Below are 21,936 nucleotides of genomic sequence, written 5' to 3' on the forward strand. Positions count from 1 at the left end.
TCTAAATGCGCGCCAGCCGCTCCAGGGCCAGCGCCAGTGTTTCGTCTTTCTTCGCAAAGCAGAAGCGTACGATGCCCGATTCGCGCGCCTCGCGATAGAAGGCCGAGACTGGAATCGCCGCCACCTTGATTTCGGTGGTCAGCCACTCCGCGAAATCCGCTTCCGTCATTGAAGAAATGCCGTCGTAGCGCACGCACTGGAAGTAGGTGCCATCGGCAGGCAGCAGTTCGAAGCGGCTGTTTTTCAGCCCATCGCGGAACAGGTCGCGCTTGCGCTGATAAAAATCGGGCAGTTCGCGGTACGGCGATGGGTCGGCCATATAAGCCGCGATCCCGTGCTGCATCGGCGTGTTGACCGAAAAGACGTTGTACTGGTGGACCTTGCGGAATTCCGCCATCAGCGGCGCGGGCGCCGCAACATAGCCGATTTTCCAGCCTGTCACGTGGTACGTCTTGCCGAAGCTGGACACCACAAAGCTGCGCGCCGCCAGTTCGGGATAGCGGCACATCGACTCATGGCGATGGCCGTCGTAGACCATGTGTTCGTACACTTCATCCGACAGGATCAGGATCTCGGTGCCGCGCACGATGTCGCACAGCGAGAGCATATCCGCCGCGCGCAGCACGCTGCCGGTCGGATTGTGCGGCGTATTGAGGATGATCATGCGCGTGCGCGGCGATACTGCGGCGCCGACGCGGTCCCAGGGAATGCTGAAGCCACCATGCGGCGCTACTTCCATCTGCACCGGCACCACCACGCCGCCGGCCAGTTCGATGGCCGGCATATAGCTGTCGTAGGCCGGTTCGATCACGATCACTTCGTCGCCGGGATGCACGGCGCACAGGATGGCCGTGGTCAGGCCTTCGGTGGCGCCCGGGGTGACGGTGATTTCGCTGTCCACGTCATAGCTGTGGCCATAAGTGGCAGCGATCTTCTCGACGATGGCTTTGCGCAGCACCGGCGCGCCAATGCCCATCGGGTACTGGTTGAAGCCTTCGCGCATGGCCGCGGAGACCATGTCGACCAGCTTGGGATCGCAGGCAAAATCAGGGAAGCCCTGGCCGAGGTTGACGGCGCCGTGCTGCACGGCCAGCGAGGACATGCGGCTGAAAACGGTGGTGCCAACGGCGGGCAGGCGGGTGGCCAGATGCGGCGTGTACGGAGGGACGTGACGGTTGTTCATTACACCATTCTAGCGCAGCCGCCCGCGCCGTGTGTTGCCGCAAAAGGACGAATTCCCTTAAGCCTCCAGGCTCCATTTTTCCGGCTGCATGACCTTGAACATGCCGGCCTTGGCCAGGCGCTTGGCCAGCTTGAGCAGGGCCTTGTCCTTGGTGATGAGAATGTCCGCATTGGCGTCGCGCGCCAGTTCCAGGAACTTCTGGTCATCCTTATCGGTGCAGACCGGCAGGCGCGCGCCGGATTCGGGCGGCGCCACCACCTTGATCAGCTTATCGAACCGTTCGGCGCTGAGCGGACGGGTTTCGTCGGTCAGCGGCAGATGCTTGTAGTGCAGGACGAAGAGGTATTCGTTGCGGCAGTCGGCGCGGGTGATCGCTTCGACCGTGCCGTTTTCGATCGCTTCCAGCAGCGCGGCCCAGCGCGGGTCCTGGAAAACGAATAAATCGAGGCAAACATTGGTGTCGATGACGATGCGTTTTGCTGGAGCGGTTATCATGTCGGCTATTTTGTTTTGATGTATTTGTTGGAATCTTATGCTGATAGTGCTTTCGCCTGCAAAAAGTCTTGACCTGGAAACCCCGCCGACCACCAAGCTTCACACCCAGCCTGCATTTCTCGATCATTCAGCCCAGCTGATCGACCACCTGCGCGAGTTTACGCCGGCGCAGCTGGGCGAGCTGATGGAGCTGTCCGATGCGCTGTCGACGCTGAACGTGGCGCGCTATGCCTCGTGGACCAGGGACACCGCCGAAGCGCGCCAGGCGGTCATGACCTTCAATGGCGACGTTTATGACGGCCTGGATGCGCGCTCGATGACCGGCAAGCAGCTCGATTACACCCAGTCGCGTATCCGCATCCTGTCCGGCCTGTACGGCATGCTGAAGCCGTTGGACCTGATTCATCCGCACCGCCTGGAAATGGGTACCCGCCTGAAGACTGCGCGCGGCAAGAGCTTGTACGAGTTCTGGGGCGACACCATCACGGATGCGCTGAACCGCTCGGCCGAAGAGCAGGGCGCTGAGGTGCTGGTGAACCTGGCGTCGGAAGAGTATTTCAAGTCGGTCAAGCCGAAGAAGCTGGCTGTTCCCGTCATTACGGCGAACTTCGAGGACTGGAAGAACGGCAAGTACAAAGTCATTTCCTTCTTCGCCAAACGTGCACGCGGCATGATGGCGCGCTACGCGGCAGTGAAGGGCATCACCGATCCGCAGAAGCTGAAGAAGTTTGAGGTGGACGGCTATGCGTTCGAGCCTGCGGTCTCGGACGAGCGCAACTGGGTGTTCCGCCGCCGATTGGCGGCTTAAGCCCGAACTTCGGGTCAGACCCAAAGGGTCAGACCCTTGGGTCCGACCCGGCTCTTAGGGTTTTAACCCCAGAACTTCCACCACGGACGCTCGCCCTTGACCGGGCCTTCCAGTAACTTGCTCTCAGGGAAGTTTTTCTTGAGCACGCGCAGGGCATCGTCGCGCAGCGTCTCGTTGCCCATCTTGTCGTAGCCGCGCACCATGATCGCCAGCGCTTCCTCGATAGCCGGGGAATCGCTGAAATCGGTCACCACGCCCTGGGCGCGGTTCACGGCCGCCAGGTAGGCGCCGCGGCGGTAGTAATAACGCGCCACATAGATTTCATACTTGGCCATCGCGTTGATCAGGTACTTCATGCGGTCGATGGAGTCCGGCGCGTACTGGCTGTCCGGGAACTTCTGGACCAGTTCCTTGAACGCGGCGAAGGACTCGCGGGTCGCTTTCGGGTCGCGCTCGGCAGGGTCCTGCTCGTAAATGAAGTTCAGCACGCCCAGCTGGTCGTTGAAGTTGACCAGGCCGCGCAGGTAGTACATATAGTCGACGTTCGGGTGATTCGGGTGCAGTTTGATGAAACGTTCCACTGCGGCCAGGGCCTGAGCCTGATCCTGCGACTTATAGTAGGCGTAGGCGATTTCCATCTGCGCCTGTTGCGCATAGGTGCCAAACGGGTAGCTGGACTCCAGGCGTTCGAACAGCTGAATAGCGCGCTCGTAGTGGCCGCCCTCCAATTCGTCCTTGGCCTCCGAGTATAATTTCGTTGCGGACCAGCCTTTGGTCTCGTCGACTTTGTCTGGTAACAAACCACAAGCCGACAAACTAAGCAGTACAACGGTTGCTGCAACTACCGAAAATTTTTTTTGCATGTTGATGTGCAAGGAAACGTTTAAACAAAAACTACAATTGGCTGATTATAGCCTATGGGAATGCTGTGATATTGAATCGTGAGCCTAATTCGGCAGAACAATTGTCCGACGAAGAATTTGATGCCGAGTTTGACGGTGACCTGTTGCCCGGTGAAGCGGGCGACCCGCTGGCCCCGATCGAACTGGAACTGACGTCGGAAGTCTGCGGTGAACGCCTGGACAAGGTGGTGGCCCGTCTGGTGCCCCAGTTCTCGCGTGGCCGTCTGCAACAATGGATCGAAGAGGGCCATGTTACGGTGGACGGCAAGCCAGCCAAGGTGCGCGCCACAGTGTATGGCGACGAGAAAGTGGTCGTCAACCCGCAGCCGGCGCCGGAGGATGTGGCCTTCGAGCCGGAGCCGATGGAACTGAACATCGTCTTCGAGGACGATTACCTGATCGTGGTCAACAAGCCGGCCGGGCTGGTGGTGCATCCGGGCGCGGGCAACTGGTCCGGCACGCTGCTGAACGGCCTGCTGCACCACGCACCGCAGCTGAGCGGCGTGCCGCGCGCGGGCATCGTGCACCGCCTGGACAAGGATACTTCCGGCCTGATGGTGGTCGGCAAGGACCTGGCCACCCAGACCGACCTGGTGCGCCAGCTGCAAGCCCGTACCGTGAAGCGTGAATACTGGTGCCTGGTGTGGGGTACGCCTCATCTGTCCGGCACGATTGACGCCTCGATGGGCCGCCATCCGCGTGAGCGCGTTAAGATGGCTGTATCCACCAGCATGGGCTCCAAGCCGGCGATTACCCATTACAAGCGCCTGGCGGAAGGTTCGCTGGACCGTCGTCCGGTCAGCCTGGTTCAGTGCCGCCTGGAAACTGGCCGCACCCACCAGATCCGCGTCCACATGGCGCACCTGGGCTTCCCGCTGATCGGCGATTATGTGTACGGCAAGCCGCACCTGACCAATGTGTTCCCGCGCCAGGCACTGCAGGCGCGCCGCCTGGGGCTGATTCATCCGCATACCGGCGAGCCGATGGAATGGATGGTCGAGCTGGCGGATGACTTCAAGGAATTGCTGGCCCGCGCGAATATCGAGGAACCGGACGAGAACGCCGGCCAGGACGACGAACACGACGACTACGATTACGAAGACGACGATTTTGACGACGAAGAGTGATGCTTCTCCCTGGCTGGTCCCCGACTGGCCGGATGCCCCGGCCAATATCGGCTTCCTCTGCACCACCCGGCGTGGCGGCGTCAGCCCCGCGCCATACGGGGACGGGCAGGGCGGCCGCGGCCTGAACCTCGGCGTTCACGTCGGGGATGCGCCGGAAAACGTGGCGCGCAACCGGGCGCTGCTGCGCGCCGAGCTGCCGGCCGAACCGGTGTGGCTATCCCAGGTGCATGGCACCATCGTGGTGGACGCCGCCACGGCAGCTGATGCGGAAGCCGGCGTGCCGACTGCCGACGCCAGCATTGCCCGCCAGCCGGGCGTGATCTGCGCCATTCAGACTGCCGACTGTCTTCCGGTGCTGTTTGCCGATCTCGAAGGCCGCGTGGTCGGCGCCACGCACGCCGGCTGGCGCGGACTGGCCGCAGGCATTCTTGAAGACACGGTGGAGGCCATGCGCACGGCCGGCGCCACGGAAATCACCGCCTGGCTGGGTCCTGCCATCGGCCCCACGCAGTTCGAAGTCGGCCCGGAAGTGCTGGACGCCTTCCTTGTCCGCGACGCCAGCGCACAGCTGGCCTTCCAGCCGCGCGGCGACAAATTCCTGGCCGATATCTACGCCCTGGCGCGTCTGGCCCTGGCCCGTGCCGGTGTGCGCCGCGTCGCCGGCGGCGATCGCTGCACGGTCAGCGAACCCGGCACCTTCTACTCCTACCGCCGTGACAAGGTCACCGGCCGTCAAGCCAGCTTGATATGGATCAAGTAGATGGGGGAATTTCAGGCGGTTTCGCTTGAGCAGCTCGCTTGCGTTTGCGAGCTTTACCTCCCGTTAGATAAAATAGTATCCCTAAAGGCAACACACAATAAAGCAGGAAGGTCATGATCCCGGCGACCACGGAGGGTTCCGTGAACGCCATGAGAAGAACGACGTAGATCCAGGCAACAGCAACAATCCACATAAGCAGTCTAGGTTTTTAGTAATTCAACACTCGAATTGGACTCAATATGAACATGCCCGACCCGCAAGTCATTGCCAACGCATGGATGGCGCAGATCAGCGACCCCAACCAGTGGCAATCCTGGTTCAAGATGATGCCGGAAATGGATGTAATCCCGGGCTCCGCACTGTTGCGTGACGCTGGCGCGTCCGTCAAACCGGATGTGCTGGAAAAGCTCAAAAACGAGTACATGACCGAATTCGGCCAGCTCTTCCAGGAGTTCATGGGCGGCAAAGCCCCGGCTGTCAAAGACCGCCGTTTCTCCTCGGAAGCCTGGCAGGGCAATCCTGTGTCGGCGTTTCATGCAGCATCATACCTGCTGAACGCCAAATTCCTCACCGCCATGGCGGAAGCCGTGGATGCGACCCCGCACCAGAAGCAGAAAATCCGCTTTGCCGTGCAGCAGATTGTGGACGCCATGTCGCCCGCCAACTTCCTGGCTACGAATCCGGAAGCGCAGGCCAAGCTGATCGAAACCAAGGGCGAAAGCCTGACCAAGGGCCTGGCCAATATGCTGGGCGATATGCAGAAGGGCCATATTTCGCTGTCCGACGAAAAGGCCTTTGAAGTGGGCCGCAACCTGGCGACCACCGAGGGTCAGGTGGTGTGCGAGAACGAGCTGTTCCAGCTGATCCAGTACGCGCCGAAGACCGACACCGTGGCCGAGCGTCCTTTGCTGATCGTCCCGCCGTGCATCAACAAATTCTATATTCTCGACCTTCAGCCGGAAAATTCGCTGGTGCGCTACGGCGTAGAGCAGGGCAATACCGTGTTCCTGGTTTCCTGGCGCAATCCGACCGATGCCTCGATCAATAAGGCCTCGGTTGACGATTACATCGAGCAGGGCGTGATCAACGCCATCAACGTTGCCCGCGAAATCGTCAAGCAGGACCAGTTGAATATGCTGGGCTTCTGCATCGGCGGCACGCTGCTGTCCACCGCGCTGGCCGTGCTGGCCGCACGCGGCGAACATCCGGCCTCCAGCCTGACTTTGCTGACCACCTTCCTCGACTTCCGGGATACCGGCGTGCTGCAGGTATTCGTGGACGAGCCGCAAGTGCAGCTGCGCGAACAGACCCTCGCCAATGGCGGCCTGATGATGGGGCGCGACCTGGCCAGCACTTTCTCCAGCCTGCGTCCGAACGACCTGGTGTGGAATTATGTGCAGTCCAACTACCTGAAGGGCAACGAGCCGCCGCCGTTCGACCTGCTGTACTGGAACTCGGACTCGACCAATCTGCCGGGGCCGATGTTCTGCTGGTATCTGCGCCAGACCTATCTGGAAAATAACCTGAAAGTGCCGGGTAAAGTAAAAGTGGCCGGCGAGAAGATCGACCTCTCGAAAATCGACACCCCCGCCTTCATCTATGGTTCGAGGGAAGATCACATCGTGCCGTGGCAGTCCGCCTTCGACTCCTTGCGCATCCTGAACCCGAAAAAGCCGGAAAATAACCGCTTCGTGCTGGGCGCTTCCGGCCACATCGCCGGCGTGATCAATCCGGCCGCCAAGAAGAAGCGCAGCTACTGGGTCAACGACGGCAAGGCGCTGACAGCGGACGAGTGGTTCGGCAAGGCGACCGAGCATCCCGGCAGCTGGTGGGGTGAATGGTCGGGCTTCCTGGCCAAACACGGCGGCGAGCAAGTGAAGGCGCGCGCCAAGCTCGGCAATACCAAACACAAGCCGATCGAAGCCGCTCCGGGCCGTTACGTAAAGGTAAGAGCTGATTAATGACAGAAAGTGGCCGGACTGCCTGCCGGTCCGGCTTCAAGTCATTTAAGTTGCGTTGCAATAATGATCAGAACAGGCATCGAACTTATAACTTATGCTGCCTGTCACGATTTTTTACATCTATAATAGGCTCGCAAACATTATCAACGGCAGGTAAACGCGCTGCGGCGCAATAAATGGACTTGTGATGAGTAGTGCAAAGAAAAGTACCGAACGATTGATCAAGAAATATCCGAATCGCCGTCTTTACGATACGCAGACCAGTTCCTACATCACCCTGACGGATGTGAAGCAACTCGTGCTCGACGCGGAAGACTTCACGGTCGTCGACGCCAAATCGAATGAAGACCTGACCCGCAGCATCCTGCTCCAGATTATTCTGGAAGAAGAGGCCAGCGGCGCGCCGATGTTTTCGACCGATATGCTGGCCCAGATCATCCGCTACTACGGCCACGCCATGCAGGGCATGATGGGTTCTTATCTCGAAAAGAATATCCAGGCCTTTACCGAAATCCAGCGCAAATTCACCGCCAGCGCGGCCAATCTGGATGGCAAGGCCTTCAGCCCGGAAATGTGGACCCAGTTCATGAACGTCCAGGCCCCGATCATGCAGGGCATGATGAACAACTACATCGACCAGAGCAAGAGCCTGTTCGTGCAGATGCAGGAACAGATGCAGAACCAGAGCAAAAATCTGTTCAGCGCCTTCCCGTTCATGACGCCCCCGCCGTCGAACGACAAGAAATAAATGCAAACCGGCCGCTGGCCGGTTTTTTATTGGCAGGCTTAAACCCGGTGGCTGACACTCGCCATCGTCGGCCTCGGCGGACCCGTGTGCAACAAAGCCAGTGTCAGCCACCTGCTCGGGGCCGCAGGTTTCATTATGCGCCGCCGGCGCAATGATATAATGCTCGATTGCGCCCGATTTTCAGTTATCTCCCATGCAATCCAAGCCACTCTCCCGCATCACCCCCACCGAAGGCGCTCCGGCCCCGAAGGTAGGCTTCGTTTCCCTCGGCTGCCCCAAAGCGCTGGTCGACTCCGAGCAGATCCTGACCCAGCTGCGTGCCGAAGGCTACGAAACCGCGAAATCCTATGATGGCGCCGACCTGGTGATCGTCAACACCTGCGGCTTCATTGACGCCGCCGTGCAGGAATCGCTGGATGCGATCGGCGAGGCGCTCGCTGAAAACGGCAAGGTCATTGTGACCGGCTGCCTGGGCGCGAAGAAGGACACGGATGGCCAGGACCTGATCCAGAAAATCCACCCGAAAGTGCTGGCCGTGACCGGTCCGCACGCCGTGGGCGAGGTGATGGCCGAAGTCCACACCCACCTGCCGAAGCCGCACGAGCCCTTCATCGACCTGCTGCCACCGCAGGGCGTGAAGCTGACGCCGAAGCACTACGCTTACCTGAAGATTTCCGAAGGCTGCAACCACCGCTGCTCCTTCTGCATCATCCCGTCGATGCGCGGCGATCTGGTGTCGCGTCCGATCGCTGAACTGATGCTGGAAGCAGAGAACCTGTTCAAGGCCGGCGTGAAAGAACTGCTGGTGATTTCGCAGGACACTTCCGCTTACGGCGTGGACGTGAAATTCCGCTCCGGCTTCTGGAACGGCCGTCCGGTGAAGACCCACATGACCCAGCTGACCCAGGCCCTGGGCGAGCTGGCCAAGCAGTACGGCGCGTGGGTGCGCCTGCACTACGTCTACCCGTATCCGCATGTGGACGAAATCATCCCGATGATGAGCGGCGGCCACGTGCTGCCTTACCTGGACGTGCCGATGCAGCACGCGCATCCTGATGTGCTGAAGCGCATGAAGCGTCCGGCTTCCGGCGAGAAGAACCTGGAGCGCATCCTGAAGTGGCGCGAGATGAATCCTGAGCTGGTGATCCGCTCGACCTTCATCGCCGGCTTCCCTGGCGAAACCGAAGCCGAATTTGAATACCTGCTGGACTTCCTGAAAGAAGCGCAGATCGACCGCCTGGGCTGCTTCGCCTACTCGCCGGTGGAAGGTGCGACCGCGAACGACATCGCTAATCCAGTGCCGGAAGAAGTGCGCGAAGAGCGCCGCGGCCGCGTCATGCTGCTGCAGGAAGAGATTTCCCGCAAGCGCCTGCAGGCCAAGGTCGGCAAGACCATCAAGGTCCTGATCGACGAACTGACCCCAAGCGGCGCAGTTGGCCGTTCCGCTGCCGATGCGCCGGAAATCGATGGCGTGGTGCACGTGAAGCGTCCATACGAACCGCACAAGAAGCTGGCAGTCGGCCAGTTCTTCGACGTCGAAATCACCCGCGCAGACGCGCATGACCTGTGGGGCGAGGCGCTCTGAAACCAAGGGCGTAACCCAGGTGGCTGCCACGATGTGGCAGCCACCAGCTTCACGCCTGTGGTTTAAAATGTGCAAATGACCTCCAAGCACCTCCAAACCCAGCTAATCCACACCGATTACACCGCTCCGGAAGGCTTCGCGGCCTTTCCGAGCGCGATCCATCATGCGTCGACAGTCCTGTTCAAGGACGTGGCGGCCATGCGCTCCGGCGACTGGAAAGAAAAGAACGCCTATACCTACGGTCTGCATGGCACGCCGACCACCTTCACGCTGGAAGCGCGCCTGGCTGAAATCGAAGATGGCGAGCAGTGCCTGCTGGCGCCGAGCGGCCTTGCTGCGATCTCGATGGTCGACTTCGCGCTGCTGAAAACCGGCGACGACGTTCTGCTGCCGGATAACGTCTACAACCCGAACCGCGAACTGGGCAAATGGCTGACGGCCGATTTCGGCATTACCGCACGCTATTACGATCCGATGATCGGCGCCGGCATTGCCGGGCTGATCCAACCGAATACAAAACTGATCTGGACCGAGGCACCGGGCTCCGTGTCGATGGAAGTGCCGGATCTGCGCGCGATCAGCGCCGCGGCGCATGCGCGCGGCGTGTTGGTGGCGCTGGATAACACCTGGTCCGCAGGGCTGGCGCTGCGCGGCTTCGATCTCGGCGTGGACATCATCATGCAGGCGCTGACCAAGTACCAGTCCGGCGGTTCGGACGTGCTGATGGGCGCCCTGATCACGCGTGACCGTTCGCTGCACGATCGCTTGGCCATCGCCCATATGCGCCTCGGCATGGGCGTCGGTGCCGACGATGCTTATCTCGTGTTGCGCGGCTTGCCGACCATGAAACTTCGCTTCGAAGCCCATGATGCCGGCGCCCGCAAAGTGGCCACGTGGCTGAAGTCGCGTCCCGAAATCAGCAAGGTCCTGCATCCTGCGTTTGAAGACTGCCCCGGCCACGAATTCTGGAAGCGCGACTTCACCGGCGCCGGCGGCCTGTTCTCCGTGCTGTTCGACGCGAAGTTCAGCGAAGAACAAACCGACCGCTTCGTCGATTCGCTCAAGCTGTTCAAGATCGGCTATAGCTGGGGCGGCGCGCACAGCCTGTGCGTTCCCTACCGCATCCAGGCCATGCGCCGCAACTGGAGCGATGCAGGCACTTTGGTCCGCTTTAACATCGGCCTCGAAGACCCCGCCGACCTCATCGCCGACATCGAACAAGCGCTGGCCAGGCTGTAACCGCACTGCGCGTTATGACACGTCCATTGGCTCGTTGTTGTTGAGGGCGGACCAGCCGCGCAGCAGCCGGTAGATTTTCCACAGCCAGGCGCCGAGCCAGGTGACCCACGCCAACGGAATGCCGATGATGGTCATGAACAGGCACCAGCCCACGAATACCCACACCAGGTACCACCAGAAGGAACGGATCATCCAGGTGTGATGGCTGCGGATGAAGGTGCCCTCGCTCTCGGAGCGCTTCACGTAGTTCAGGATCAGGGGAATCCACGAGGCCGCGCCCAAGGTGAAGAACACGCTCAGGCCGTGGCCGAGATACAGCCACCACGCCCAGTTCTTGGCGGAGTCGGTACGCGAATCGAGGATGAGTTCTTGTGCCATGGCTGTGCTCCTTGCGAATTTGCTAATGCAATTATAGCCATCTTGACAAGCGTTGGGCGCATTTTGGTAAAGTAGGGAATGGCTTACCTGAACCTGCTCCGTCGCCTCGATCCGACAACCCTGCAACTTTTCCTCGCTGTCCACGAGGAGGGCACGCTGACGCGCGCTGCCGAACGTGAAGCCATCGCGGTGTCCGCAGCCAGCAAACGGCTGGTGGAACTGGAGCAGGCGCTCAATGTGCCGCTCTTTGTGCGCAAGACGCGCGGCATGGTGCTCACGCCCGCCGGTGAAACCCTGCTGACCCACGCGCGCCGCATGCTGCTCAGTGTGGAGAAGATCGGCGTTGAACTGGCCGAACACGCGCAGGGTGTGCGCGGTTATGTGCGCATGGTGGCCAATTTGTCCGCCATCATTGAATTCCTGCCCGAGGACCTGCGCGACTTCATGGCGCAGCACGCCCAGGTGCGGCTGGATCTGGAAGAGCGTCCGAGCGATAACGTGGTGCGCGGTGTGGAGGACAGCTGGGCCGACATCGGCATCTGCTCCGGCGACGTCGACACGCGCGCGCTGCGCACGGAGCTTTACCGCCTCGACAAGCTGGTGCTGGTGATGCGCGCAGACCATGCGCTGGCAAAGCGCGGCTGTGTGGCGTTTGCCGAAACGCTGGAATACGACCACGTGGGCCTGCACGTCAACAGCTCGATCAACACGCGCATGCACCTCGAGGCGCGCGCGGCTGGGCGCACGCTGCGGGTGCCGATTCACGTGCCGGGCTTCGATGCCGTGTGCAGGATGGCGCAAGTGGGCATGGGCATCGGCCTGCTGCCTTATGAGGTCTTCGTGGCGATTGGACGCCAGCTCGGGCTCGTGTCAGTCGATCTCAATGAAGACTGGGCCGAGCGCGAGCTGAAGATTGTCATCCGCGACGAGGAAAGCCTGTCGCCGGTAACGAAGGCGCTGTTCGAACACCTGCGCAGCGCGGAAGCACGCGTCAAGGCTTAGTAGGCGCGGCCGTCTACGTGTTTGACCGGGATCGAATCGAGGTCGATGCCCTCCAGGCAGCGCACATTAATCGCCGCCATCTTGTTGCCGTTCTTGTCCACGCCTTCCGCGTAAGGGTGAATGCCGCACTTCGGGCAGAAGCGGTGCTGGATCACGTGTTTGTTGAAAAGATAAGTGCTGGCGTTTTCTTCCGGCGTCGTCAGTTTGAATTGCGCGCGCGGCACGAACCACAGCAGGGAACCCTTGCGCTGGCACATGGAGCAGTTGCAGGCCATGGCGCCGGTGATCTCGCCTTCGACTTCGTATGCCACGTTGCCACAGTGGCAGCTGCCTTTGTATTGCATGGCTTGTCTCCTTATTAACGTTCGTGTTTAGCGAATGATACTCGCTTTTTTGCGTCTGGACGGAAACGCAGAGCGTTGTCTATCCTGCTAACACTAACAGAAGGAGACACGCAATGAGTGGACCGCTCACCGGCATCAAGGTTATCGAAATCGGAACCCTGATCGCCGCACCTTTCGCCGCCCGCCTGATGGCCGAATTCGGCGCGGAAGTCATCAAGATCGAAGCGCCCGGCGAGGGCGACCCAATCCGTAAATGGCGCAAGCTGCACAAGGGCACCTCGCTGTGGTGGTATCTGCAGTCGCGCAATAAGAAATCCATTTCGATCAATCTGAAGTCGCCGGAAGGCATCGCCATCGTCAAGCGGCTTGCTGAAGGCGCCGATGTGCTGATCGAGAACATGAAGCCGGGCGCGCTGGAAAAGCTGGGCCTGGGCTGGGATACGCTGCATGCGCTGAACCCGAAGCTGACCATGGTGCGCATTTCGGGTTACGGCCAGACCGGCCCGTACAAAGACCGTCCGGGCTTTGGCGCGATTGGCGAGGCGATGGGCGGCATTCGTCACACAACGGGCGAAGAAGGCCGTGTGCCGGCGCGCGTTGGCGTGAGCCTGGGCGATTCGCTGGCCTCGCTGCATGCCGTGATGGGCGCGCTGATGTCCGTGCTGCGCGTGAAGACGGGGCAGGGTAATGGCCAGGTGGTCGATGTGTCGCTGGTCGAAAGCGTGTTCAATCTGATGGAAAGCCTGATTCCCGAATATGATCTGCTGGGCCATGTGCGTGAACGCAGCGGCGGTGCATTGCCCGGGATCGCCCCCTCGAATACCTATCCGACGCGCGACGGTTCCTATGTCGTCATCGCGGGTAACAGCAACCCGATTTACAAGCGCCTGATGCACGCCATTGGCCGCGCCGATCTGGCCGAAGATCCGCAATTCGCCCAGAACGATGGCCGTGCCGCACAGGTGGGCCTGATCGATGCGGCCATCGCCGGCTGGACTTCGGCACACAGCATCGAAGACGTGCTAACAACGCTGGAGCGCGCCGAAGTGCCGGCCGGCCGCATCTATTCGGTGAAGGACATCGTCGCCGATCCGCATTACCAGGCGCGCGACATGATCCTGGATTCCACGCTGCCGGATGGCGTGCACGTGAAAATGCCGGGCATCGTGCCGAAGCTGTCGGACACCCCGGGCGAAGTGCGCTGGCAGGGGCCGCAACTGGGTGAGCATACCGCGTCCGTGCTGGCGGATCTGGGCATGACGGCAGGCGATATTGCGCGTCTGCGCGAACAGGGAGTGGTGCAATGCTGATCGTTCAGGAAGTCGCACCGCGCGACGGGCTGCAGATCGAGCCGGTGTTCGTGCCGACCGAAACCAAGGTGGCGCTGATCGATGCGCTGTCTGCGGCGGGCTTCACGCGCATCGAGGCCGGATCGTTCGTGTCACCGAAAGCCATTCCAGCGCTGCGCGATGGCGATGAAGTATTCCGCCGCATCCAGCGCCGCCCCGGTGTGATCTATGTGGCACTGATCCCGAACCTGAAGGGTGCGCAGCGCGCGCTGGAGGCGGGCGCCAACGAGCTGAATCTGGTGATGTCCGCGAGCCAGACGCACAACCGCGCCAATATGCGCATGACGCGCGAACAGTCGCTGGCTGGCTTCCGCGACATCGTTGCCGCAACCGGCAGCGCGGCCTCGCTGAACGGTACGGTTGCCACGGCGTTCGGCTGTCCCTTCGAGGGCAAGGTCGATGAAGACCTGGTGCTGCGTATCGTCGACCAGTATCTGGAGTTGGGCATGCAGGGCATCACGCTGGCCGACACCACGGGCATGGCGAATCCGCGTCAGGTCGCGCGCATCGTGCGCCGGGTGCGCGAGCGCGTGCGGGCATCCGAGCTGACGCTGCACTTCCATAACACGCGCGGCCTGGGCCTGGCCAATGTGCTGGCGGCTTATGACACGGGCGCGCGCCGCTTCGATGCTTCGCTGGGCGGCCTTGGCGGCTGTCCTTTCGCGCCGGGCGCTTCGGGGAATATCTGTACCGAGGACCTGGTGAATATGTGCGAGGAGATGGGTATCCCGACGGGGATCGATCTGCCTGCGCTGATCGCGCTGTCGCGCACCTTGCCGCCGTTGCTGGGGCACGACTTGCCGGGACAGGTCGTCAAGGCGGGACGCAATAGCGACCTGCATCCAACGCCACCGGATCTGCTGCCCATCGCGGCTTGAATTCGGCGGGTCAATGATCCGCCAACGTAGGGCGGGTCGTTTGACCCGCCAAGAATGACCGACACACTTAAACTAATGACCGGCCCTTGAAAGCGCCGGCAAAGGAGACCTTTTATGTCCACGAAAAGCATACTGGCCGCCGCAGCGGCCGATCAGACGCTAAGCAGCGGCGCGGTGACCGAAGCCGCCGTTGTGCGCAAGGCGGCATGGCGGATCATGCCGCTGATTATGATCTGCTATCTGTTCGCCTTCTTCGACCGCATCAACATCAGCTTTGCCAAATTCCAGCTGCAAGGCGATCTTGGCTTGAGCGACACAGCTTATGGCCTGGGCGCCAGCCTGTTCGTGGTCGGCTATGTGCTGTTTGAAGTGCCGAGCAATATGCTGCTGTACAAGGTTGGCGCGCGGCGCTGGATCGCGCGCATCATGATTTCGTGGGGGATCGCCACCGCCGCGATGGTCTTCGTGAACAGCGAGTGGCAGTTCTACGGCCTGCGCTTCCTGATCGGCGCGATGGAAGCGGGCTTTGCGCCGGGCGTGCTGTATTACCTGACGCTTTGGTTCCCCACCAGCTTCCGTGGCCGTGTCACCTCCATGCTGTTCCTGGCATCGGCCTTCGCCGGCCTGTTTGGCGCACCATTCTCCGGCCTGATTCTGAGCCACATGGATGGCGTCGTGGGCATCCGCGGCTGGCACTGGCTGTTCATGCTGGGCGGTGCGCCGTGCGTGCTGCTTGGCCTGGTGGTGCTGAGCCAGTTGAAAGACCGCATTGAAGACGCCAAGTGGCTCAGCACAGCTGAACAAGCCGTGCTACGCAACAGCATCACGCAGACGGCGCCACATGGCGCGGGCCACTCGCTGTGGGCGGCGATCCGCACGCCGGGCTTCCTCACGCTGGGCCTCGTGTACTTCCTGATCCAGATCGCATCGTACGGTCTGAATTTCTGGGCGCCACACCTGATCCGCAGCGCCGGCACGCAGAATCCGACCGTCATTGGCTTGCTGACCGCGATCCCTTATGTCTGCGGCGCCATCAGCATGGTGGTAGTGGGGCGCATGTCCGATGCGAGCGGGCAGCGTCATAAATTCGTGGCTGGTCTGCTGATTCTGGCGGCCTTGGGCTTCTTCAGCGCGGGGCTGTTCGATACACAGAAGCACATGCTGGAGCTGGCGCTGGCCGTGCTGGGCGCTGGCGTGGTTGCATCGATTCCCGCCTTCTGGGCGCTGCCGCCAAAGCTGGTAACGGGCGCCGGCGCGGCAGGCGGCATCGCCTTGATCAACACGCTGGGCCAGCTGGGCGGCATCGTCAGCCCGGTGATGGTGGGACGTATCAAGGATGTCACCGGCAGCACCACGCCCGCCATGTACGTCATTGGCGGCCTGGCGCTGCTCTGTGCACTGATCGTGCTGTATGGTCTGCCGCAGCGCCTGCGGCAGAAGGAGTGATCAGTACAGCGGGCTGCCGGCGTTCTTCGCCGCGACGAAGGATTGCCAGTCCAGGCTGACCTGGGTGGCATAGTCGAAGGCGAAGGACACCAGTTCGGACTTGAAGCTGCTCTTGCTGGTCACGGCATCGGTCACCTGCTTGTCGATGCTGTAGCTGACGACGGTGGCGTCGTAGTCCTGGTCTGCGATGGCGTGGGCCGATGCCAGCGCCTGGCCGATGTACGTGGCGGCGGTATTCAGCTTGCCGCCGCTGGTCAGGGCGGTAGTATCGAAGTCCTGCTGCCATGGCGACTTCTCGTGCAGGAAGAAGTCCATATTGTTGGCGCGGGTGTAGCCGGCCAGCACGTCAGCGTTGATCAGCTGTGCCTTCAGTGTGCGGGCAACGCGGTTGCCTTCGTTGTAGGCGTAAGTGGACGCGGGCAGGCGGCCGTTGGCGGCAGCGGTCACGGCGCTCGGCACGGACTGTTTCATTTCCACGATCACGTCGTCCGAAGTCGAAGACGACGGGCCTTCCAGCAGCAGGTAGTAGCGCAGTTTGCCCAGACTGCCGACGCCGGAGCCCAGCTTCTGGCGGATATCTTTCACGGCGTAGTAGCCGGACGCATAGCGCTTGGACGAAGCGATCGAGTTCACGTAGTCGCCCATCGACGCCACCAGCGCATTGTAAGTCGCGGCAGGAACCACCTGCAGCTGCGCGGTGGTCTGAAACACGCGCGCCGCGCCATTCAGCTGGGTGTATTTGGACAGCAGGCTGCTGCGCGAATCGGCGGCGCCGGCATTGATGGTGTCCTGCACCACGCCGCTGGTGTTGCCGGATTTGAGCTGGAAGGTCAGTTCATCGCTGGTGCCTTTGAAGGCGTCCATCTTGTCCAGGTAGGCACCCGCCACGGTGTTGATGGCGGTGGTGATGTCCGCATCGGAGATACCGTTCTCGCGGCCTGCCAGGATCATGCTGACCGCCATGCGGCGCAGGTCCCACACGAACTGGCCCAGATAGCCTTCGTCGAAATCGCCGGCGGCAAAGACTTGCGCACCGCCGCTGTCGCGCACGGAGCCGAAGTTGCCGAGGTGGGTGTCGCCGCCCAGCCACGTGTAGCCGGTCTGCACGCTGGTGTAGAGCGAAGCAGGCAGGGTGGCCATGTCCTGGTAGAAGATGTGGGCCGTGCCACGGTAGAACAGGAAGGGACTGTTCGCCATGGTGGACATCTTGGTCGCCAGGTCCGCGCTGCCGGTGGCGGCGAACTGGTGGTTGTAGTTGTACACCTGGCTCACGACCCAGGATGAGCGCGAAGATGCTGCGTTTGCAGAAAGGGAGAGCATGGCGCTGGCAATCAGCAGGGCGATTTTCTTCATTGTCCTTATTTCCTCACGGCCGTTTCAAATGGCCGCGAGTATAGGAAAGGAAGATGACCGCCCTGTGACTGCCAGTGTCGTTAATCCAACAGATTCAGGATGCCATCGAGGCCGACGAAGTTCAGCGCCACGCTGGCCTGCTCGCGTACCACCGGCTTGGCGCGGAAGGCGACGGAGAGGCCGGCAATGCTCATCATCTTCAGGTCGTTGGCGCCATCGCCCATGACGATGGCCTGGTCCGGCGTGATGCCGAGCGCGGCGCACACATGTTCCACGGTCTTCTTCTTGGCTTCCGCATCCACGATTTCGCCAAGCACGCGGCCGGTCAGCTTGCCGTCGCTGATTTCCAGCTCATTGGCGCGGGTGAAGTTCAGACCCAGCTTCTGTTTCAGGTGGTCGGTGAAATAAGTGAAGCCACCGGAAACCAGCAGGGTTTGCAGGCCAGCGGCCTGCACGGCTTGCAGCATGCGCTCCGCACCCGGCGACAGGCGCAGGCGCTCGTCGTACACGCGTTGCAGCGCGGAGGCGTCCAGGCCTTCCAGCAGCGCCACGCGGCGGCGCAGGCTTTCAGCGAAATCCAGCTCGCCGCGCATGGCAGCTTCGGTGATTTCGGATACTTGCGGCTTGAGACCCTGCATGTCCGCGATTTCATCGATGCACTCGATGGTAATCAGGGTGGAGTCCATGTCCATTGCCACCAGGCGGAAATCGCTCAGGTGGCGGCGGCCCATCATATAAGTGGCATCCAGCTGGGCGGCGTGCGCGGCGACCTCGATGGTCTGGCGCAGTGCCGGGGAATAGCTGATGCCTTCGCAGCGTACGGCATGTTCCGAAACGCGGTGAACGGACTTGGGTGCGGTCAGGGCGGCAATGCGCTCCAGCCGTGCATCGCAGTCGCCGGTGCCCTGCAGCACCAGATTCATCGTGATATCGTCTTTCTTCATCAGGCGGTCAATTGTTTGATTGCGGTCTTAATCTGATTCACGCGTGCCGTCAGGTCGGGCATGTTCGCGGTTATCTTCAGTTTATCCTGTCCTGCCAGTTTGATGTGGCGCTGATTCTGGATCAGGTGAATGATGCGCATCGGATCGATGGGCGGCTTGGGCATGAATTGCAGGTTGGCTGCTTCACTATGTGCGTCGATCTTGATGATGCCGACGGTCTTGGCCGCGATGCGCAGGCGGTGGGTCTCCACCAGCGCCTTGGCCTGCTCCGGCAGTTTGCCGAAGCGGTCGATCAGTTCTTCCTGCAGATTGTCGATGGCGTCCTGCGCTTCGCAGTTGGCCAGGCGCTTGTAAATGGACAGGCGCTCGTGCACGTCGCCGCAGAAATCCGCGGGTAGCAGGGCTGGGACGTGCAGATTGATTTCGGTGGTCGTTGCCAGCGGCGCCGCCAGATCGGGCTCCTTGCCCGCCTTCAGCGCGCGCACGGCTTCGTTTAGCATGTCGGTGTACAGCTGGAAGCCCACTTCCAGCATTTCGCCGGACTGGTTCTCGCCCAGCACTTCGCCGGCGCCACGGATTTCCAGGTCGTGCATGGCGAGATAGAAGCCGGAACCCAGTTCTTCCATTTGCTGAATCGCGTCCAGACGGCGCTGCGCCTGTTTGCTCAGGCCCTGCACATCGTTGACCAGCAGATAAGCGTATGCCTGGTGGTGCGACCGGCCGACGCGGCCGCGCAGCTGGTGCAGCTGGGCCAGGCCGAACTTGTCGGCACGGTGCATGATGATGGTGTTCGCGGTCGGCACGTCGATGCCGGTTTCGATAATCGTGGTGCACAGCAGGATGTTGTAGCGCTGGGCCACGAAATCGCGCATCACTTTTTCCAGATCGCGCTCGTGCATCTGGCCGTGCGCCACGGCGATGCGGGCTTCCGGCAGCAGTTCGGTCAGCGCGGCCAGACGGTTCTGGATGGTTTCGACTTCATTGTGCAGGAAGTAGACCTGGCCGCCGCGCTTCAGCTCACGCAGCACGGCTTCGCGGATGATGGAGCCGTTTTCGTTACGCACGAAGGTCTTGATGGCCAGGCGCTTTTGCGGCGCGGTGGCAATGACGGAGAAGTCGCGCAAGCCTTCCAGCGCCATACCCAGCGTACGCGGGATCGGCGTCGCGGTCAGCGTCAGCACGTCCACCTCGGCGCGCAGGGACTTCAGCGCTTCCTTCTGGCGCACGCCGAAACGGTGTTCCTCGTCGATGATGACCAGGCCCAGTCTTGTGAATTTCACGTCGTCGGACAGCAGCTTGTGCGTGCCGATCACGATGTCCACGGTACCGTCCTGCATGCCTTTGATGGCGTTGGCGATCTCTTTGCCGGTGCGGAAACGGGACATCTCGGCAATGCGCACCGGCCAGTCCGCAAAGCGGTCGGCGAAGGTCTGCGCATGCTGCTCGGCCAGCAGGGTGGTCGGCGCGAGAATCGCGACCTGCTTGCCGCCCATGACGGCAATGAAGGCGGCGCGCAGCGCGACTTCCGTTTTGCCGAAGCCCACGTCGCCGCACACCAGGCGGTCCATCGGTTTGCCGGACGTCATATCCTTCATCACGTTCAGGATGGCGGCTGCCTGGTCCGGCGTTTCGTCGAAGCCGAAACTCTCGGCGAAGCGCTCGTAGTCCTGCGACGAATATTCGAAAGCGTGGCCCTGGCGCGCAGCGCGGCGGGCGTAAAGGTTCAGCAGCTCGGCGGCGGTGTCGCGCACCTGCTCGGCGGCTTTGCGTTTGGCCTTTTCCCACTGGCCGGAGCCCAGGGTGTGCAGCGGCGCATCTTCCGGCGAACCGCCGGAGTAGCGCGAAATCACGTGCAACTGGGAGACGGGCACATACAGCTTGGTGTCCTTGGCGTATTCCAGATGCAGGAACTCCGTCTCGCCTTCGCCCAGGTCCATGCTGGTCAGGCCCATGTAGCGGCCGATGCCATGGTTGATGTGCACCACCGGGTCGCCGATCTTCAGTTCGGACAGGTCGCGCACCATGGACTCGACCTGGGTCACAGCCTCCTGCTTCTTCTTGCCGACGCGGCGGCCGGTGCCGGCATACAGTTCGGTTTCGGTGATGAACGTCAGTCCATCTTCCAGCTCAAAGCCTGCATGCAGCGGCGCCACGCCCAGCACGAACTTGGCGTCGGATGCGAGGAAGCCCTCATAGCCTTCCACCGGCGGCGGCGCCAGGTCGAATTCGGCGAAATACTGCTGCAGCGTTTCGCGGCGGCCGTTGGTTTCGGCGCAGATCATGACGCGGCGCTTGGTCTGCATCAGGTAGGAACGCAGATTGGTCAGCGGATCGTCCAGGTGCCGGTTGACGGCGATGTTTGGAATCGGCGCGCTCAGCTCCGATGCCGGCGCGGACATATCGCGGCTGATCGCGATGCGTGCATGCGGCTTGGCCTGGATGAAGAACTGCTCGTCGCCGAGGAAGATCTGGTCCGGCGGCAGAATCGGGCGCTCGCGGTCGGCCTTCAGGAATTTGTAGCGCGATTCGGTATCGGCCCAGAAGCGCTTGATGGACGCATCGATGTCGCCAATCATGGCCAGCGCCGCACCTGCCGGCAGGTAGTCGAAGATGGTCGCCGTCTCTTGGAAGAACAGTGGCAGGTAGTATTCGATACCGGCGGAAGCGATGCCGCTGCTGATGTCTTTGTAGACCACGGAGCGTGACGGATCGCCTTCAAACGTTTCGCGCCAGCGGCTGCGGAAGGTGGTGCGCGCGGCTTCGTCCATCGGGAATTCGCGGCCGGGCAGCAGGCGCACTTCCTTCACCGGATACAGTGAACGCTGGGTGTCCGCATCGAAGGTGCGGATGGTTTCCACCGTGTCGCCGAACAGGTCGAGGCGATAAGGCAGGGCGGAACCCATCGGGAACAGGTCGATCAGTCCACCGCGCACCGAGTATTCGCCTGGCGACATCACCTGCGTCACGTGGGTGTAGCCGGCCAGGGTAAGCTGCGACTTCAGCTTCGCTTCATCCAGCGATTCGCCCTGCTTGAAGAAGAAGGTATAGGCGGCCAGGAAAGACGGCGGCGCCATGCGCACCAGCGCGGTGGTGGCCGGAACCAGCACCACATCGCACTGGCCGGTCTGGATCTCATGCAGGGTGGCCAGACGTTCGGACACCAGGTCCTGGTGCGGGGAGAAGGCGTCGTAAGGCAGGGTTTCCCAGTCCGGCAGCAAGTGGCAACGCAGCTTGCCTTCAGCGAACCATGGAATCTCTTCCAGCAGGCGCTGACCATCGCTGGCCTGGGCCACGATCACGGCCAGCATCTGGCCGCGCGACTTCAGTTCAAGGGCTGTTTGCGCGAGTGCATAGGCATCCGCGGAGCCGAACAGATTGGGCAGGACAAAGCGGTTGCCGGGTTTGGGTATTGCTTTTTTTAAGTCAAAGGACAT

19 protein-coding genes are annotated in these 21,936 nt (G+C 61.5%); 11 read left to right on the forward strand and 8 right to left on the reverse strand.

The annotated features are described in order from the left end of the window. Position 1: 1 nt before the first annotated feature. Positions 2–1,183, reverse strand: coding sequence for a pyridoxal phosphate-dependent aminotransferase (locus AB4Z19_RS05565; RefSeq protein WP_442021901.1), 1,182 nt, complete (start codon positions 1,181–1,183; stop codon positions 2–4). 57 nt (positions 1,184–1,240) lie between these two features. Further along, a complete protein-coding gene (locus tag AB4Z19_RS05570; RefSeq protein ID WP_442021899.1) occupies positions 1,241–1,678 on the reverse strand; it encodes a putative toxin-antitoxin system toxin component, PIN family in 438 nt (145 codons plus the stop codon). Between the two features lie 37 nt (positions 1,679–1,715). Here AB4Z19_RS05570 and yaaA point away from each other — a divergent pair, with 37 nt between their 5' ends. Continuing rightward, positions 1,716–2,486, forward strand: coding sequence for a peroxide stress protein YaaA (yaaA, locus tag AB4Z19_RS05575; RefSeq protein WP_442021897.1), 771 nt, complete (start codon positions 1,716–1,718; stop codon positions 2,484–2,486). A gap of 62 nt (positions 2,487–2,548) precedes the next feature. On the opposite strand, the gene AB4Z19_RS05580 is transcribed toward yaaA, so the two are convergent. Beyond that, complete coding sequence (locus tag AB4Z19_RS05580; RefSeq protein ID WP_442021895.1) at positions 2,549–3,349, reverse strand: outer membrane protein assembly factor BamD; 801 nt, start codon at positions 3,347–3,349, stop codon at positions 2,549–2,551. Positions 3,350–3,450: 101 nt separating this feature from the next. Here AB4Z19_RS05580 and AB4Z19_RS05585 point away from each other — a divergent pair, with 101 nt between their 5' ends. The 6 genes from AB4Z19_RS05585 (at position 3,451) to AB4Z19_RS05610 (ending at position 10,808) form a co-directional block, all read left to right on the forward strand. Next, positions 3,451–4,515, forward strand: coding sequence for an RluA family pseudouridine synthase (locus tag AB4Z19_RS05585; RefSeq protein ID WP_442021893.1), 1,065 nt, complete (start codon positions 3,451–3,453; stop codon positions 4,513–4,515). Continuing rightward, positions 4,499–5,275: a peptidoglycan editing factor PgeF gene (pgeF, locus tag AB4Z19_RS05590; protein ID WP_442034588.1), complete on the forward strand. Its 777-nt coding sequence runs from the start codon at positions 4,499–4,501 to the stop codon at positions 5,273–5,275. Before AB4Z19_RS05585 ends, pgeF begins: the two co-directional genes overlap by 17 nt. 239 nt (positions 5,276–5,514) lie before the next feature. Further along, positions 5,515–7,236 carry a class I poly(R)-hydroxyalkanoic acid synthase gene (gene phaC / locus AB4Z19_RS05595; RefSeq protein WP_442029263.1) on the forward strand — a complete coding sequence of 574 codons (1,722 nt, stop codon included), beginning with the start codon at positions 5,515–5,517 and terminating at the stop codon, positions 7,234–7,236. Positions 7,237–7,423: 187 nt separating this feature from the next. Beyond that, complete coding sequence (phaR, locus tag AB4Z19_RS05600) at positions 7,424–7,984, forward strand: polyhydroxyalkanoate synthesis repressor PhaR (protein ID WP_442034590.1); 561 nt, start codon at positions 7,424–7,426, stop codon at positions 7,982–7,984. A 193-nt stretch (positions 7,985–8,177) separates the two neighbouring features. After that, positions 8,178–9,569, forward strand: coding sequence for a 30S ribosomal protein S12 methylthiotransferase RimO (gene rimO / locus AB4Z19_RS05605; RefSeq protein WP_442029514.1), 1,392 nt, complete (start codon positions 8,178–8,180; stop codon positions 9,567–9,569). A 75-nt stretch (positions 9,570–9,644) separates the two neighbouring features. Next, positions 9,645–10,808 carry a cystathionine beta-lyase gene (locus AB4Z19_RS05610; protein WP_442034592.1) on the forward strand — a complete coding sequence of 388 codons (1,164 nt, stop codon included), beginning with the start codon at positions 9,645–9,647 and terminating at the stop codon, positions 10,806–10,808. A 12-nt stretch (positions 10,809–10,820) separates the two neighbouring features. On the opposite strand, the gene AB4Z19_RS05615 is transcribed toward AB4Z19_RS05610, so the two are convergent. Next, positions 10,821–11,186 carry a DUF4870 family protein gene (locus tag AB4Z19_RS05615; protein ID WP_442029232.1) on the reverse strand — a complete coding sequence of 122 codons (366 nt, stop codon included), beginning with the start codon at positions 11,184–11,186 and terminating at the stop codon, positions 10,821–10,823. A gap of 78 nt (positions 11,187–11,264) precedes the next feature. Here AB4Z19_RS05615 and AB4Z19_RS05620 point away from each other — a divergent pair, with 78 nt between their 5' ends. Next, the gene (locus AB4Z19_RS05620; RefSeq protein ID WP_442029231.1) at positions 11,265–12,188 is read left to right on the forward strand and encodes a LysR family transcriptional regulator; all 924 of its coding nucleotides are present in this window, start codon (positions 11,265–11,267) and stop codon (positions 12,186–12,188) included. Here AB4Z19_RS05620 and AB4Z19_RS05625 read toward each other — a convergent pair. Next, the gene (locus AB4Z19_RS05625; RefSeq protein WP_442029234.1) at positions 12,185–12,532 is read right to left on the reverse strand and encodes a GFA family protein; all 348 of its coding nucleotides are present in this window, start codon (positions 12,530–12,532) and stop codon (positions 12,185–12,187) included. The genes AB4Z19_RS05620 and AB4Z19_RS05625 overlap by 4 nt on opposite strands. Positions 12,533–12,645: 113 nt before the next feature. On the opposite strand from AB4Z19_RS05625, the gene AB4Z19_RS05630 reads away from it, so the two are divergent. The 3 genes from AB4Z19_RS05630 to AB4Z19_RS05640 all read left to right on the forward strand — a co-directional run bounded on the left by AB4Z19_RS05630 (position 12,646) and on the right by AB4Z19_RS05640 (position 16,205). Beyond that, entirely contained in the window at positions 12,646–13,842 is a 1,197-nt protein-coding gene (locus AB4Z19_RS05630) for a CaiB/BaiF CoA transferase family protein (protein WP_442029417.1), read from the forward strand. Next, positions 13,836–14,759, forward strand: coding sequence for a hydroxymethylglutaryl-CoA lyase (locus tag AB4Z19_RS05635; protein WP_442029416.1), 924 nt, complete (start codon positions 13,836–13,838; stop codon positions 14,757–14,759). The genes AB4Z19_RS05630 and AB4Z19_RS05635 overlap by 7 nt, the downstream gene beginning before the upstream one ends. Before the next feature lie 114 nt (positions 14,760–14,873). After that, positions 14,874–16,205 carry an MFS transporter gene (locus AB4Z19_RS05640; protein ID WP_442034594.1) on the forward strand — a complete coding sequence of 444 codons (1,332 nt, stop codon included), beginning with the start codon at positions 14,874–14,876 and terminating at the stop codon, positions 16,203–16,205. On the opposite strand, the gene AB4Z19_RS05645 is transcribed toward AB4Z19_RS05640, so the two are convergent. From AB4Z19_RS05645 to mfd, 3 genes are all read right to left on the reverse strand, one after another. After that, positions 16,206–17,558 carry a DUF2252 domain-containing protein gene (locus AB4Z19_RS05645; RefSeq protein WP_442034596.1) on the reverse strand — a complete coding sequence of 451 codons (1,353 nt, stop codon included), beginning with the start codon at positions 17,556–17,558 and terminating at the stop codon, positions 16,206–16,208. Between the two features lie 80 nt (positions 17,559–17,638). Next, a complete protein-coding gene (gene serB, locus AB4Z19_RS05650; protein ID WP_442026077.1) occupies positions 17,639–18,481 on the reverse strand; it encodes a phosphoserine phosphatase SerB in 843 nt (280 codons plus the stop codon). Between the two features lie 20 nt (positions 18,482–18,501). Continuing rightward, entirely contained in the window at positions 18,502–21,936 is a 3,435-nt protein-coding gene (gene mfd, locus AB4Z19_RS05655; RefSeq protein WP_442026073.1) for a transcription-repair coupling factor, read from the reverse strand.

It is taken from the genome of Pseudoduganella sp. RAF19, assembly GCF_052114165.1.
In the GTDB taxonomy this organism is placed as follows: domain Bacteria; phylum Pseudomonadota; class Gammaproteobacteria; order Burkholderiales; family Burkholderiaceae_D; genus Rugamonas.

What these genes read in the sequence shown, in the direction of transcription:
- AB4Z19_RS05630 (WP_442029417.1), top strand. Translation starts at nt 12,646, where the DNA reads ATGAGTGGACCGCTCACCGGCATCAAGGTTATCGAAATCGGAACCCTG.
- AB4Z19_RS05565 (WP_442021901.1), bottom strand. Translation starts at nt 1,183, where the DNA reads ATGAACAACCGTCACGTCCCTCCGTACACGCCGCATCTGGCCACCCGC.
- AB4Z19_RS05610 (WP_442034592.1), top strand. Translation starts at nt 9,645, where the DNA reads ATGACCTCCAAGCACCTCCAAACCCAGCTAATCCACACCGATTACACC.
- mfd (WP_442026073.1), bottom strand. Translation starts at nt 21,936, where the DNA reads ATGTCCTTTGACTTAAAAAAAGCAATACCCAAACCCGGCAACCGCTTT.
- AB4Z19_RS05615 (WP_442029232.1), bottom strand. Translation starts at nt 11,186, where the DNA reads ATGGCACAAGAACTCATCCTCGATTCGCGTACCGACTCCGCCAAGAAC.
- AB4Z19_RS05635 (WP_442029416.1), top strand. Translation starts at nt 13,836, where the DNA reads ATGCTGATCGTTCAGGAAGTCGCACCGCGCGACGGGCTGCAGATCGAG.
- AB4Z19_RS05625 (WP_442029234.1), bottom strand. Translation starts at nt 12,532, where the DNA reads ATGCAATACAAAGGCAGCTGCCACTGTGGCAACGTGGCATACGAAGTC.
- phaR (WP_442034590.1), top strand. Translation starts at nt 7,424, where the DNA reads ATGAGTAGTGCAAAGAAAAGTACCGAACGATTGATCAAGAAATATCCG.
- AB4Z19_RS05570 (WP_442021899.1), bottom strand. Translation starts at nt 1,678, where the DNA reads ATGATAACCGCTCCAGCAAAACGCATCGTCATCGACACCAATGTTTGC.
- rimO (WP_442029514.1), top strand. Translation starts at nt 8,178, where the DNA reads ATGCAATCCAAGCCACTCTCCCGCATCACCCCCACCGAAGGCGCTCCG.
- AB4Z19_RS05620 (WP_442029231.1), top strand. Translation starts at nt 11,265, where the DNA reads ATGGCTTACCTGAACCTGCTCCGTCGCCTCGATCCGACAACCCTGCAA.
- AB4Z19_RS05640 (WP_442034594.1), top strand. Translation starts at nt 14,874, where the DNA reads ATGTCCACGAAAAGCATACTGGCCGCCGCAGCGGCCGATCAGACGCTA.
- yaaA (WP_442021897.1), top strand. Translation starts at nt 1,716, where the DNA reads ATGCTGATAGTGCTTTCGCCTGCAAAAAGTCTTGACCTGGAAACCCCG.
- AB4Z19_RS05645 (WP_442034596.1), bottom strand. Translation starts at nt 17,558, where the DNA reads ATGAAGAAAATCGCCCTGCTGATTGCCAGCGCCATGCTCTCCCTTTCT.
- phaC (WP_442029263.1), top strand. Translation starts at nt 5,515, where the DNA reads ATGAACATGCCCGACCCGCAAGTCATTGCCAACGCATGGATGGCGCAG.
- serB (WP_442026077.1), bottom strand. Translation starts at nt 18,481, where the DNA reads ATGAATCTGGTGCTGCAGGGCACCGGCGACTGCGATGCACGGCTGGAG.
- AB4Z19_RS05580 (WP_442021895.1), bottom strand. Translation starts at nt 3,349, where the DNA reads ATGCAAAAAAAATTTTCGGTAGTTGCAGCAACCGTTGTACTGCTTAGT.